Source organism: Amycolatopsis australiensis, from assembly GCF_900119165.1.
Classification (GTDB): Bacteria; Actinomycetota; Actinomycetes; order Mycobacteriales; family Pseudonocardiaceae; genus Amycolatopsis; species Amycolatopsis australiensis.
Genome location: NZ_FPJG01000006.1, coordinates 8,541,924 through 8,555,561, shown reverse-complemented (window position 1 = coordinate 8,555,561; position 13,638 = coordinate 8,541,924). Strand labels below are relative to the sequence as shown.

General features: G+C 70.7%; 12 protein-coding genes. 5 read left to right on the top strand and 7 right to left on the bottom strand.

From position 1 onward, the window contains the following. The first annotated feature begins 88 nt into the window (after positions 1-88). Positions 89-1,570 carry a chitinase gene (locus BT341_RS40830; protein ID WP_072481309.1) on the top strand — a complete coding sequence of 494 codons (1,482 nt, stop codon included), beginning with the start codon at positions 89-91 and terminating at the stop codon, positions 1,568-1,570. 54 nt (positions 1,571-1,624) lie between these two features. Here the strand turns inward: BT341_RS40830 and BT341_RS40820 are convergent, their stop codons facing one another. The 3 genes from BT341_RS40820 to BT341_RS40810 form a co-directional block, all read right to left on the bottom strand. Further along, positions 1,625-3,295, bottom strand: coding sequence for a GMC oxidoreductase (locus BT341_RS40820; protein ID WP_084743149.1), 1,671 nt, complete (start codon positions 3,293-3,295; stop codon positions 1,625-1,627). Beyond that, positions 3,295-4,758 (bottom strand): flavin-containing monooxygenase, encoded by a 1,464-nt coding sequence (locus BT341_RS40815; protein WP_072481307.1) that lies wholly within the window; start codon positions 4,756-4,758, stop codon positions 3,295-3,297. Before BT341_RS40815 ends, BT341_RS40820 begins: the two co-directional genes overlap by 1 nt. 75 nt (positions 4,759-4,833) lie before the next feature. Then, entirely contained in the window at positions 4,834-5,931 is a 1,098-nt protein-coding gene (locus tag BT341_RS40810) for a winged helix DNA-binding domain-containing protein (protein WP_072482453.1), read from the bottom strand. A 79-nt stretch (positions 5,932-6,010) separates the two neighbouring features. Here BT341_RS40810 and BT341_RS40805 point away from each other — a divergent pair, with 79 nt between their 5' ends. Beyond that, positions 6,011-7,066, top strand: a complete 1,056-nt coding sequence (locus BT341_RS40805) for an AraC family transcriptional regulator (protein ID WP_072481306.1) — start codon at positions 6,011-6,013, stop codon at positions 7,064-7,066. Here BT341_RS40805 and BT341_RS40800 read toward each other — a convergent pair. Next, complete coding sequence (locus BT341_RS40800) at positions 6,987-7,658, bottom strand: TetR/AcrR family transcriptional regulator (RefSeq protein WP_072482452.1); 672 nt, start codon at positions 7,656-7,658, stop codon at positions 6,987-6,989. The two genes, BT341_RS40805 and BT341_RS40800, sit on opposite strands and share 80 nt — an antisense overlap. 193 nt (positions 7,659-7,851) lie before the next feature. Between BT341_RS40800 and BT341_RS40795 the strand changes: the two genes are divergently transcribed. Next, a complete protein-coding gene (locus tag BT341_RS40795; RefSeq protein ID WP_072481305.1) occupies positions 7,852-8,163 on the top strand; it encodes a hypothetical protein in 312 nt (103 codons plus the stop codon). Between the two features lie 42 nt (positions 8,164-8,205). Here the strand turns inward: BT341_RS40795 and BT341_RS40790 are convergent, their stop codons facing one another. The 3 genes from BT341_RS40790 to paaI are packed head-to-tail and all read right to left on the bottom strand — an operon-like array spanning position 8,206 to position 10,486. Beyond that, positions 8,206-8,799, bottom strand: a complete 594-nt coding sequence (locus BT341_RS40790; protein ID WP_072481304.1) for a TetR/AcrR family transcriptional regulator — start codon at positions 8,797-8,799, stop codon at positions 8,206-8,208. Continuing rightward, positions 8,796-10,073 (bottom strand): phenylacetate--CoA ligase PaaK, encoded by a 1,278-nt coding sequence (gene paaK / locus BT341_RS40785; protein ID WP_072481303.1) that lies wholly within the window; start codon positions 10,071-10,073, stop codon positions 8,796-8,798. Before paaK ends, BT341_RS40790 begins: the two co-directional genes overlap by 4 nt. A 2-nt stretch (positions 10,074-10,075) precedes the next feature. Beyond that, positions 10,076-10,486 (bottom strand): hydroxyphenylacetyl-CoA thioesterase PaaI, encoded by a 411-nt coding sequence (gene paaI / locus BT341_RS40780; protein ID WP_072481302.1) that lies wholly within the window; start codon positions 10,484-10,486, stop codon positions 10,076-10,078. A 166-nt stretch (positions 10,487-10,652) separates the two neighbouring features. On the opposite strand from paaI, the gene paaZ reads away from it, so the two are divergent. Together paaZ and paaA are read left to right on the top strand one after the other, a co-directional pair. Next, positions 10,653-12,680, top strand: coding sequence for a phenylacetic acid degradation bifunctional protein PaaZ (paaZ, locus tag BT341_RS40775; protein ID WP_072481301.1), 2,028 nt, complete (start codon positions 10,653-10,655; stop codon positions 12,678-12,680). Further along, positions 12,677-13,609: a 1,2-phenylacetyl-CoA epoxidase subunit PaaA gene (gene paaA, locus BT341_RS40770; protein WP_072481300.1), complete on the top strand. Its 933-nt coding sequence runs from the start codon at positions 12,677-12,679 to the stop codon at positions 13,607-13,609. Before paaZ ends, paaA begins: the two co-directional genes overlap by 4 nt. Positions 13,610-13,638 lie beyond the last annotated feature (29 nt).

Sequence of the window (13,638 nt, the reverse complement as noted above, 5' to 3'; positions counted from 1 at the left end):
CCGACTTTCGGATGGGGCTCCTTGACAATCAGATTGGTCTAGTCCACTTTGTGGTGACCTGCCTCACCACCGTCGTGGAGGTTCGCCCGTGGTCCCCAAGGTCCGGTTAGCTCTGTTTTCGTTACTTTCGGTGGTCACGCTGGCTCTCGGCGTGACGTTCGTTCTCGCCGGCAGCGCGTCGGCGGCGAACATCCTGGCCAACCCCGGCTTCGAAGCCGGGACGACGGGCTGGACGTGCACTTCCGCGCCGACGGCCGTGAGCACGCCGGTCCACAGCGGCAGCCGCGCGCTGAGCGTGACGCCCAGTTCGTCGGACAACGCGCAGTGCTCGCAGACGCTCACCGTCTCGCCGAACACGGCCTACAAGCTGTCCGGCTGGGTCCAGGGCAGCTACGTCTACCTGGGCGTTTCCGGCTCGGCGACGGCCAGCACGTGGACGCCGGGCACCAGCGGCTACCAGCAGCTGTCGCTGAGCTTCACGACCGGTTCGAGCACGTCCCTGACGGTGTACCTGCACGGCTGGTACGGCCAGCCGACGTACTACGCCGACGACGTCAGCCTCGACGGCCCGGGCACCCCGCCGCCGACGACCACGACCCCGCCGACGACCACCACCCCTCCGCCGACGACCACGACCACCCCGCCGACGACGACCACCACGCCGCCGCCCACGCAGGGTGACCTGCCGAAGCACGTCCTGACGGGCTACTGGCAGAACTTCTACAACGGCGCGAAGGCGCTGAAGCTGGCCGACGTCCCGACGACGTACAACATCATCGCGGTGTCCTTCGCGGACGCCACCGGCACACCCGGCGCGGTGAGCTTCACGCTCGACTCCGGCCTGTCTTCGCAGCTCGGCGGCTACACCGACGCCCAGTTCAAGGCCGACATCAAGACGGTGCAGGCGCGCGGCCAGAAGGTGATCATCTCGGTCGGCGGCCAGAACGGCACGATCAGCGTCAGTGACTCGACCTCGGCGAACAACTTCGCGAACAGCGTCAAGTCGCTGATCGCGAACTACGGCTTCGACGGCGTCGACATCGACCTGGAGAACGGCATCAACGCCACGTACATGGGCCAGGCGCTGCGGAGCATCTACACCGGCGGCGGCAAGGTCATCACGATGGCGCCGCAGACGATCGACATGCAGTCCACGGCCGGCGGCTACTTCCAGCTGGCGCTGAACATCAAGGACATCCTGACGATCGTCAACATGCAGTACTACAACTCGGGATCGATGAACGGCTGCAACGGCAACGTGTACTCCCAGGGCACGGTCGACTTCCTGACCGCGCTGGCCTGCATCCAGCTGCAGGGCGGCCTGCGCCCGGACCAGGTGGGCCTGGGGCTCCCGGCCTCACCCCAGGCGGCGGGCGGCGGCTACCAGGCCCCGGCCAACACGGTGTCGGCCCTGAACTGCCTGGCGCGGGGAACGTCGTGCGGCAGCTTCAAGCCGTCGGCGACGTACCCGTCGATCCGCGGCGCGATGACGTGGTCGATCAACTGGGACGCGTCGCAGGGGTACGCGTTCGCCGACACGGTCTCGGCCGGCCTCGCGGGCCTGCCGTGACCGTGCGCTGAAGGACGGCCCTCCCGGAAGCGCGGCCGGGAGGGCCTCTTCACGTCAGCCGAGTGGCACGACCGGCAGCCGCAGGGCTCCGGGTGCGTCCGCCGGGACCACCGGGTTCTTCGGCGTCACCGGCGCCACCCGCCGGTACGGCGAACCCAGCGGCGGCCGCGGATCCGCCTCGCCCCGGTTCGGCCAGAACGCCATCGCCCGCTCCGCCTGGGCGGTGATCGTCAGTGACGGGTTCACGCCCAGGTTCGCCGTGATCGCCGAGCCGTCGACCACGTGCAGCCCCGGGTACCCGTACAGCCGCTGGTACGGGTCGACCACCCCCGTCGAAGGGGAGTCTCCGATCGTGCAGCCGCCGATGAAGTGGCCCGTGATCGGGATGTTCGCCAGGTCCGTCCACGCGCCCTGCGGCAGCCCGCCGATCTTCTCCGCCACCCGGCGGGTCACCTCGTGGCCCGCCGGGATCCACTCCGGCGACGGTGCTCCCGACCCCTGGCGCGTCGTCATCCGGCGGCCGAACAGGCCGAAGAACCGCGGTTTCGTGTACGTCGTCACCGAATTGTCGAGGGTCTGCATCACCAGCAGCCCGATCATCCGCTCCGACCAGTGTCGCGGGTTGTGGATCCGCAGCAGGTCGCGGCGGGAACGCCACAGCTCCCGCACCCCCAGCACCCAGCGGCGACGCCCCGGCGACGCGTCCACGAGCACCGTCGCCAGCAGGCCCATCAGGTTGCTGCCGCGCCCGTACCGCACCGGCTCCACGTGCGTCACGGCGTCCGGGTGGATCGACGACGTGATCGCGACGCCGCGCGAGTAATCCGTGTCCGCGCGCAGTGACCGCGCCGCCAGGACCGCCTCCGAGTTCGTGCGGGCCAGCAATCCGAGGCGGGGCGACAGATCGGGCAGCGTTCCCGTGTCCCGCATGCGGTGCAGCAGTCGCTCGGTCCCCAGCGCGGCCGCCGAAAACACCACCTGCGTCGCCGTGAACGTCCGGCGGGCCCGGCGGCCGGTGCGCACCGTGTCGACCGCGTACCCGCCTTCGACCGGACGGACCGTCACCACCGTGGTCAGCGGGTGCACCACGGCGCCCGCCCGCTCGGCCAGGTACAGGTAGTTCTTCACCGTCGTGTTCTTCGCCCCGACCCGGCAGCCGGTCATGCACTCGCCACACAACGTGCAGGACCGGCGCACCGGCCCGGCGCCACCGAAGAACGGGTCCACTCCGGACTGTCCGAAGTAGACGCCGACCGGGGTGCGGCGGTACGTGTGCCCGATGCCCATGTCCCCGGCCACCTCGCGCAGCACCCGGTCCGCGGCCGTCGTCGCCGGGTTCTCGACCACGCCGAGCATGCGCTTCGCCTGGTCGTAGTACGGCGCGAGCTCGTCCTTCCAGTCCGTGATGTGCGCCCACTGCGGGTCGGCGTAGAACTGGTCCGGCGGCTCGTACAGTGTGTTCGCGTACACCAGAGAACCACCGCCGACGCCGGCGCCGCTCATCACGAAGGTGTTCTTCAGCAATGTCAGCCGCTGGATCCCGAAGCAGCCCAGCGCCGGCGCCCACAGGTACTTCCGCACCCGCCACGACGTCTCGGCGAACTCGTCGTCGGCGAACCGCCGCCCGGCCTCCAGCACGCCGACGCGGTAGCCCTTCTCGGTCAGCCGCAGCGCCGTGACGCTGCCGCCGAACCCGGACCCGATCACGAGGACGTCGTAGTCCATCACGCCACCACCCGGTAGTCCGCGAGGTCGAGCCGCCGGGTCCGGCGGTCGTACTCGGTGACCAGGCCCGGCCAGTTGGTCGTCACGCGGCCGTCGGCCTGGCGGTACCAGCTCGTGCACGCGCTCCACACGCTGCGCCCGAGCCGCCGCTGCACTTCGTCGTCGTACCGCTGCTCGACCTCCGGCCGGACGTCCACATAGGACACACCGGGCCGGGCGAGCCGCTCCACCGCCTGCCGGATGTAGCGCGCCTGCCGCTCGATCATGTAGATGATCGACCCGGCGCCGAGGTTCGTGTTCGGCCCGTAGACGCAGAACATGTTCGGGAACCCGGGCACGGCCATGCCCAGGTACGCCCGCGCGCCGCCCGACCAGGCGTCCTGCAGCGCCCGCCCGCCGAGGCCGAGCACCTTCATCCGGCCGAGGAACTCCGTCGCGGCGAACCCGGTGCCGTACACCAGGACGTCGGCCTCGATCTCGGTTCCGTCCTCGACGCGGACACCCTGTTCGGTGATTTCGCTGATCCGCCGCGTCTCGACGTCGACGTTCGGCTGGGCCAGCGCGGGCAGGTAGTCGTTGGTGAACAGGATCCGCTTGCAGCCCAGCGGGTAGGCCGGTTTCAGCTTCGCCCGCAACTGCGGCTCCTTGATGTGGCGGCGGCGCAGCTGGGCGGTCCTCAGCTCGAACATCTTCGCCAGCACGGGGTGCCGGGTCATCGCGTACGTCGCGTACTCGGCGAGCAGGAAGATCCGCAGCCGTCCGAGCAGCTGCGTCGGCGGCACGTGCTCGAACAGCCAGTGCTGCCACCGCCGGTAGGCCGGGTCGGACTTGGCCATGATGTACGGCGGCGTCCGCTGGAAGACCGTGACGTGCTTCGCGTGTTTCCGCAGCTCGGGCACGAACTGGACGGCGCTGGCGCCGGTCCCGATGACAGCGACCCGCTTCCCGGTCAGCTCGACGCCGTGGTCCCAGCGCGCCGAGTGGAAGGCGTCGCCGGCGAAGCGCTCCCGGTTCGGGATGTCCGGCAGCACCGGCCGGGACAGCTGGCCGACGGCGGGCACGAAGACGTTCGCCTCGAACGTCTCGCCGCCGCGGGTCTCGACCCGCCAGACGCCGCGGTCTTCGTCGAACGCGGCCCCGGTGACCTGGGTCCGGTACCGGATGTGCGGCTCGAGCCCGTACTTGGTGATGACGCGCCGCAGGTAGGCGAGGATGTCGGGCTGGTGCGAGAAGCGCTTCGGCCAGCGCGGGTTCGGCTCGAACGAGAAGGAGTACAGCGGCGACGGGATGTCGCACGCCGCGCCGGGGTAGGTGTTGTCCCGCCAGACGCCGCCGGACGTGGCCGCGCTCTCCAGGATGGTGAACTCGGTGAACCCGGCGCGCTTGAGCTCGATCGCCGTCCCGATGCCGCCGAACCCGGTGCCCACGATCAGCACCGACGGGCCCTTCGCCGAACTACTCATGCCGGAAAACGCTACGCACCGAGCAGCTGTGACAACAGGCCACGATCGGTCACTCGATCGAGAATTCCGGCCAGCTCACTCCGGCGCGTGGACGCGCACCTCCCGCGTTTCCGCCGCCGGCTCCGCCCAGCCCGCCAGCCGCCCGGCCGCGCTCTCCAGCGCCGCCAGGTCCCGCTTCGGCAGCTTCTCGAACGGCGCCAGCTCCACCACCGCGGCCTTCCGGGCCGACTTCAGCTCCCAGAACCCCCGCACCTGGCCGCCGACCAGCAGCGTGCCCTTGACCAGCCCGTTCTGCGAGATCACGCGCTTGCGGTACTCGTCCGAAATCACCCGCGTGCGGTCCGCGTACGACAGGATCATCTGGTCGAACGGACCCAGCAGCCGGGGCGGCGCGGGGATATCTTCGTCCGGGATCGACAGCTCCGGCAGGTCGATCAGCTCGCGGCCGTCGGGGTCGCGATAGCGCCTCAACTCCATCGAAGCGGCCACCTCGCCCAGCCGCGTGATACCCGCCCAAGCCTGTACGTCGGCGACGGAAGCCGGCCCGAACGCGCGCAGATACCGCGCGATCAGTGAAGCGGGCGCAGGCGGCGAAAGCGGTGCTCCGACCCACTCGTCCAGGCACGCGTAGGTCGTCTGCCCGGCCTTGCCCCAGATCGCCCGCGGCGGAGTCTGCACCAGCGGCAGCTTCGCCCGCGCCAGGTGCGTCAGCGATGCCGGGGCGACGTCCGGCCAGCGTTGCGCCAGCTCGGTGCCCAGCGCCGTGCTCGACAACGGTGACCGGGCCAGCAGCTCCCGCGCCGCCTTGGCCGCGAGGTCGTGGTCCAGCTCGGCGACCTCGCCGGCGTGCTGGGTGTTCGTCTTCAGGTCGCGGTCGTACAGCGGCTGCACCACCGGCCGCCACGCGAGCGCGTCCGCAGCCGTGACGAGGTGGACCGTGCCGCGCATCAGCGCGATCCGCACCACGCGGCGGTTCTCCAGCAGCGAAGCCAGCTCCGGCGGCCGGAATCCGGACAACCGCGCCCACAGCGCGTAGTACGGCGGGAACGGCGCCTGCGCCTGCAGCCCGGCGAGGTGCTCCACAGCGTCGTACGCGGACATCTTCACGCGCCGCAGCAACAGCTGGCGTTCCAGCGTCGCGCGGTTCAGGGCCCGCCGGCTCAAGGTCTCCACGGCCGTCACCCTAACGACCGACCCGGACAGTTCCGGTCCTCGATTGCACGCCGCCAGTCCGTGATCCATAATTCCGGCCATGGCCGAGCTCGCCGCGCCCGCCGTCGGGGACTGGGACTTCCCGCGCGGCACCGCGAGCATCGAGCTGATGACCCGGTTCGCCGCCGGCCGCGGCCTGCCCGCCGGGAAGCTCCTCGCCGCGACGACGCTGTCACCGGAGCTGCTCGCCGATCCGTCGGTCCAGGTCGACGCGCGTCAGGAGCTGGCCGTCGTCCGCGCGCTGGCCGAACTGGACGGTACCGACGCGACGGCGCTGGCGCTCGGGTGCCGCTACCGCGTCACGACCTTCGGCATCTTCGGCTTCGCCTGCATCAGCAGCCCGACTCTGCGTGACGCGATGCTGTTCGCCCTGCGTTACTTCGACCTCAGCTTCGCGTTCTGCATCCCGCACGTCGAGCTGGACGGCGGGCGCCTGGTCCTGGAGCTCGACGACAGCCGCGTGCCCGCCGACGTCGCCCGGTTCCTCGTGCTGCGCGACCTCGCCGCGATCTTCTCGGTGATGCGTGACCTCCTGCCGGAGATCGCGCCGGCGGACCTGAGCTTCCGGCACGAGGCGTCCACAGTGGACGCCTATCGGCAGACGTTCGGCCTGACGCCGCGGTTCGGCGCCGACGCCTGCCGCGCGACGCTCGACTCGGCGCTGCTGACCCGCCCGCTGCCGCAGGCCAACGAGCAGACCGTCGCCCTGTGCGCCGCGCAGTGCGAAGCGCTCGTCGCCCGCAAGCGCCGTCGCACCGGCATCGCCCAGCAGGTCAGGGAACGCCTGGTCCGGCTCGGCGGCGTCGACGCCGGGATGGACGAGATCGCCCGCCAGCTGACGCTCAGCACCCGCACGCTGCGGCGGCGGCTGACCGAGGCGGGCACCAGCTACCGGGCGCTGGTCGACGAAGTCCGCCAGACGCTGGCCGAGGAGCTGCTCGACACGGGCGTGCTGTCCGTCGAGGACGTCGCCTACCGGCTGGGGTACGCCGAGGCGTCCAGCTTCATCTACGCGTTCAAGCGCTGGACCGGGATGACGCCGGCGGCGTTCGCCCGCCGCTTCCGCGCCGCCCGGCAAGCACCGCCGGGTAGGTGAGCTTCAGCAGGTTGAGGATCGAATCGGTGAGAAAGGTCCGCAGCGCGTCGCGGTCGAGGGTGCCGCGGATCAGCCACTCGCGCGACGCGGCCCGCAGCATCCCGCCGAACGACCGGATCATCGCGCGCAGCTCCTCGCGGCCCTCCGTCACGCCGGTCATCAGCGCGGCTTCCAGGACGCGGTCGGCGGCGACCTCGTCGGCCTCCAGCATGATGCGCTCGATCTCGGGATCGCGGCCGGCGGACTCCGGGCCGATCACGGTCAGCCAGGCGTCGCGGTTGCGGTCGACGACGTCGATCCACCGCTCGACGCCGACCGCGAGCCGCTCCTCCATCGTGGTGTCCGGCAGCGCCTCGGTGACCGGCGCCGGCACGATCATCAGCTGCCGCACCACTTCCAGGTAGAGCTCGCGCTTGCCGCCGAAGTAGTGGTTGATGAGCGGGCGGGCCACCCCGGCGGCCTCGGCGATGTCCGAAGTGGACACCGACGCGTAGCTGCCGGCCCCGAACAGGTGCCGCGCGGCGGCGAGGATCTCCGCGCGCCGTTCGGCCGGTTCGAGACGGCGCCGCCGCGGCCGGGTCCCACTGGTCACCCGCTCAGCCTCGCGGCGGATCGGCACGCTGTCAACAAGCAGTTGACCTCTCGTCAAAAGAGTGACTCCGGTGGCGGGCCGCCGGTGTTTCGCGCCACTCTTCGTCGTTACGCAACCGGAACAACCCGCCGGTAACTTCCCGGCGCCCGGACGCGACGAGTCGGCAGGGACCCGTGACCCAGGGCAGGAGCAGATGACCGAAGACGACGCGCCGATCCGGTCGGCCGGACGCTGGGTGAGCGTCCGCCTGCAGCATCGCCACGTCAGCTTCGACGACAGCTTCGAACCGGACGAACCACTGCCCGACGGCGACTGCGCGGACGAGGAGTCCGTGACGTACTCGGGCATCGTGATCACGAGCTACGACGACGGCGAGAAGGTCTCGGAGCGCTGGATCCCGCTGGGCATCGACCCGTCCGAAGCGGACGACGAGCGGCTGATCGAGCAGCTCCGCGACGCCCTGCTGTGGCAGGCGGGCCGTCCCCCGCAAGCCGCCGGCGAGTGACCGGTCGTGAGTGAGAAACAGTGTTCCAACGCTGTTTCTCGCTCACGAGCCGGTGCGCAGGCCCTCGAACGCGATCTTGCACACCGCGTCCGCCACCTCGGTCGCGGACGACCCGCGCCGCGGCTTGTACCACTCGATCAGGGAATTCACCATGCCGAAGATCAGCCGCGCGGTCACGGCCGGGTCGACGTCCGGGCGGATGTCGCCCTCCGCTTCGGCCTGCTTGACCAGGTCGGTCACCAGCCGGTCGAACTCGCGCCGCCGGGCCAGTGCCGCCCGCTCGACCTTCGTGTTGCCGCGCACCCGCAGCAGCAGCGTCACGAACGGCAGCCGGTCGGCGAGCACCAGGACGCTGCCGCGCACCAGGTGCTCGAGCCGGTCGATCGCGCGCCCGTCGAGCTGGGCCGTCGAAGACGCGGCTTCGGACAGCCCGTCCAGTGCCCGGTCGACCGCCAGCCGCAGCAGCTCCTCCTTGCTGGGCACGTGGTGGTAGATCGCCGACTTCGTGATGCCGAGCTTGCGGGAGAGGTCCTCCATGCTGGTGCCGTCGTAGCCGCGCTCGTTGAACAGCCGCACGGCCACCTGCAGCAGTGATTCGAGGTCGTAGCCCGGACGCCCGCGCCGCGGCGTGGTCACGGCTTCTCCCGCTGGTCGACGATCCGCCGCATCTTGCCCATCGACCGCTCCAGCGTGTCCGGATCCACGACCTCCACCGACACCGTCACGCCGACGCCGTCCTTCACCTGCGAAACCAGCGAAGCGGCGGCATCCTCGCGAGCCGCGGCAGACGCGTCGTGACGCGCCTCGACCCGCACGGTCAGGTGGTCGAGCCGGCCGCGTGTCGACCGGACGAGCTGGAAGTGCGGGCTCAGCGCGGGCGTCCGCAGCACGATCTCCTCGATCTGCGTCGGGAATACGTTGACCCCGCGCAGGATGATCAGGTCGTCGGTGCGGCCGGTGACCTTGTCCATCCGCCGGAACGCCGGCCGGGCCGTGCCGGGGCGCAACGCGGTGAGGTCGCGGGTGCGGTAGCGGATGATCGGCAGCGCCTGCTTGGTCAGCGACGTGAACACCAGCTCGCCGGTCTCGCCGCCGCCCAGGACCTCCTCGGAGTACGGGTCGATCACCTCGGGGTAGAAGTGGTCCTCCCAGACGTGCAGGCCGTCCTTCGTCTCGACGCACTCCTGCGCGACGCCCGGGCCCATCACCTCGGACAGCCCGTAGATGTCGACGGCGTCGAGGGCGAAGCGCTCCTCGATCTCGGCGCGCATCTGCTCGGTCCACGGCTCGGCGCCGAAGATGCCGACTTTCAGGGAGCTTTCCCGCGGGTCGATGCCCTGGCGCTCGAACTCGTCGAGCAGCGTCAGCATGTACGACGGGGTGACCATGATGATCTCGGGCCGGAAGTCGGTGATCAGCTGGACCTGCCGCGCGGTCATCCCGCCGGACGCGGGGATCACCGTGCAGCCCAGCTTCTCGGCGCCGTAGTGCGCGCCGAGCCCGCCGGTGAACAGGCCGTAGCCGTAGGCGACGTGCACCTTGTGGCCCGGACGGCCGCCCGCGGCGTGGATCGAGCGGGCCATCACCGTCGCCCACGTGTCGATGTCCTGCTCGGTGTAGCCGACGACGGTGGCCTTGCCGGTCGTGCCGCTGGAGGCGTGGATGCGGCGGACCTGGTCCTGCGGCACGGCGAACATCCCGAACGGGTAGTTGTCCCGCAGGTCCTGTTTCGTCGTGAACGGGAACTTCGCCAGGTCGGCCAGTTCCTTGCAGTCGTCCGGGTGGACGCCGGCCTCGTCGAACTTGCGCGTGTACGCCGGAACGTTGGCGTAGGCGTGTCTGAGCGTCCACTGCAGACGTTCGAGCTGGAGGGCGGCCAGCTCGTCCGCGCCGATGTTCGCCTCGATCATGGTCAGTCCCGTTTCGCGGAGAGGACGCGGCTGCGGCCGCGGAATTCGGCGACGACCTCCGGCCCGCCGGGGGTGTCCCGGTGCACGGTGACGTCGTAGATGCCGTTGCGGCCGTAGCGGGTGCGCTCGGTGGCCGTGGCGACGAGGTGGTCGCCGAGCCGTCCGGCCGCGACGAACGAGATTTCGGCGCCGGCGGCGACCGTCACCGGCCCGTGGGTGTTGCAGGCGCAGGCGAAGGCGGTGTCGGCGAGCAGGAAGACGTACCCGCCGTGCGCGATGTCGTGCCCGTTCACCATCCGGCGGGTGATCGTCATGGTCGCCACGGCCCGGCCGTCGCTCGCCTCGACCAGCTCGATGCCCAGCGCCCGCGACGCCTCGTCGGCGGCGAACATGGTGTGCGCGGCGTTGGTCATGCAGTCTCCAGACTGACCGAATGGACGGTCACCTCACGGTGCCGCTCAGTAAAGGCAGCGGCCGGGGCCGTGTCAAGCGTTCACCTCTTCCGATCTCGGGGGCGGGCGGCTACCATGCGATTAACTGAACGTCCGGTTGGTAATTCGGCGGAAGAGGTCGGACCTGATGGCTTTGCTGCGCAGCTACGTCTCGGGCGGGTGGCACACGGCGGCGGACGACGGCGTCCCGCTGCACGACGCGGCCACGGGCGAGGAGGTCGCCCGGATCTCGTCGAAGGGGGTCGACTTCGCCGCGGCGCTGGAGCACGGCCGCCGGGTGGGCGGTCCGGCGCTGCGGGAGCTGACGTTCCACCAGCGCGCGGCCCTGCTGAAGGCGCTGGCCTCGCACCTGCGTGAACACCGGGAAGAGCTGTACGCGCTGTCGGCGAAGACCGGCGCCACGCTGGGTGACTCGAAGTTCGACATCGACGGCGGCATCGGCGTGCTGTTCAGCTACGCCTCCAAGGGCAAGCGCGAGCTGCCGAACGACACCGTGTACGTCGAGGGCAACGTCGAGCCGCTTTCGCGCGGCGGCACGTTCGTGGCGCAGCACATCGCGACGCCGCTGCGCGGGGTCGCGGTGCAGATCAACGCGTTCAACTTCCCGGTGTGGGGGCCGCTGGAGAAGTTCGCGCCCGCGTTCCTTGCCGGCGTGCCGAGCCTGGTCAAGCCCGCGAGCCAGACCGCCTACCTGACCGCGCGGCTGGTGGAGCTGATCGTCGGGTCCGGCATCCTGCCGGAGGGGTCGCTGCAGTTCGTCGCGGGCAGCGTCGGCGACCTCCTCGACCACGTGACCGCGCAGGACCTGGTGTCGTTCACCGGCTCGGCGTCCACCGCGCAGAAGCTGCGCGCGCACCCGGTCATCGTCCGCAACGCCGTCCGGTTCAACGCCGAGGCCGATTCGCTGAACTGCTCGATTCTGGGGCCGGACGCGCGTCCCGGGACCACCGAGTTCGACCTGTTCGTCAAGCAGCTGGTCACCGAGATGACGGTCAAGGCGGGCCAGAAGTGCACCGCGATCCGCCGCGCGTTCGTCCCCGCCGAGCTGCTGGACGACGTGGCCGCGGCGGCAGCCGGGCGGCTCGCGAAGGTGACCGTCGGCCATCCGGCGTCCGAAGGCGTCCGGATGGGCGCGCTGGCCAGCCTGGAGCAGCGCGAGGAGGTCCGGCGGTCGCTGAAGGCGCTGCTGGACGCCGGGAGCGTCGTGTTCGGCGACCCGGAGCACGTCGAGGTCGTCGACGCCGACGCCGAGCGCGGTGCCTTCATCTCGCCGGTGCTGCTCAAGGCGGACCCGGAACGCAGCGAGCCGCACGAGGTCGAGGCGTTCGGCCCGGTCTCGACGCTGATGCCGTACACGTCCACCGAGCAGGTGGTCGACTTCGCCGCCCGCGGCGGCGGCAGCCTGGCCGGGTCCGTGGTCAGCGCGGACCGGGAGTTCGTCCGGGACGTCGTCCTGGGCGCGGCGCCGTTCCACGGCCGGCTGCTCGTGCTGGACGCCGACGACGCGAAGGAGTCCACCGGGCACGGCTCGCCGATGCCGCAGCTGGTCCACGGCGGGCCGGGCCGCGCGGGCGGCGGCGAAGAGCTGGGTGGCGTCCGCGGCGTGCTGCACCACATGCAGCGCACGGCCGTGCAGGGCTCGCCCGCGGTGCTCTCCGCGGTGACCGGCCGCTGGGTCACCGGCGCCCCGCGCAGCGAAGGCGTCCACCCGTTCCGGAAGTCCCTGGCCGAGCTGAAGATCGGCGACTCCGTCGTCGCCGGGCCGCGCACGGTCACCCAGGCGGACGTCGACCACTTCGCCGAGTTCACCGGCGACACGTTCTACGCCCACACCGATCCGGAGGCCGCGGCGGCGAACCCGCTGTTCGGCGGGATCGTCGCGCACGGCTACCTGGTCGTGTCGTTCGCGGCCGGCCTGTTCGTCTCGCCCGAGCCGGGCCCGGTGCTGGCCAACTACGGCCTGGAGAACCTCCGGTTCCTCACGCCGGTCAAGGTCGGCGACTCCCTGACCGTGACCCTGACCGCCAAGCAGATCACCCCGCGGATCGACCAGGACTACGGCGAGGTCCGCTGGGACGCCGACGTCACCAACGCCGACGGCGAGTCCGTGGCCAAGTACGACGTCCTGACCCTCGTCGCGAAGGAGCAGCCGTGACCGCCACTGTTTCGCTGGAAGAGCACTTCGAGGCGACGATCGAGCGCGACCAGCGGATCGAGCCGCGCGACTGGGTGCCCGAGGGCTACCGCAAGACGATGATCCGGCAGATCGCGCAGCACGCGCACTCCGAGATCATCGGCATGCAGCCGGAAGGCAACTGGATCACGCGGGCGCCGTCGCTGCGGCGCAAGGCGATCCTGCTGGCCAAGGTGCAGGACGAGGCCGGCCACGGGCTGTACCTGTACTCCGCGGCGGCGACGCTGGGCGCGGACCGGGCGGACCTGACCGACAAGCTGATCACCGGCAAGCAGAAGTACTCCTCGATCTTCAACTACCCGACGCTGACCTTCGCCGACGTGGGCGTGATCGGCTGGCTGGTCGACGGCGCCGCGATCTGCAACCAGGTGCCGCTGTGCCGCTCGTCCTACGGGCCGTACGCGCGGGCGATGATCCGGATCTGCAAGGAGGAGTCGTTCCACCAGCGGCAGGGCTACGAGCTGCTGATGACGATGATGAGGGGCACCGAGCAGCAGCGCGAGATGGTCCAGGAGGCCGTGAACCGCTGGTGGTGGCCGTCGCTGATGATGTTCGGCCCGCCGGACGCCGATTCGCCGAACACCGCGCAGTCGATGGCGTGGAAGATCAAGCGGCACACCAACGACGAGCTGCGGCAGCGGTTCGTCGACATGTCGGTGCCGCAGGCCGAGGCGCTGGGCGTCACGTTCCCGGATCCGGACCTGAAGTGGAACGCCGCGCGCGGGCACTACGACTTCGGCGCGGTCGACTGGGACGAGTTCAAGAACGTGCTGAAGGGCAACGGTCCCTGCAACGCGCAGCGGATCGCCCACCGGCGTCGCGCGCACGAAGACGGCGCCTGGGTGCGGGAAGCCGCCGTGGCGCACGCGGAGAAGAAGGAGCGCAAGTGAGCGACCTGACCGCCGAAGGCGGCCACGGG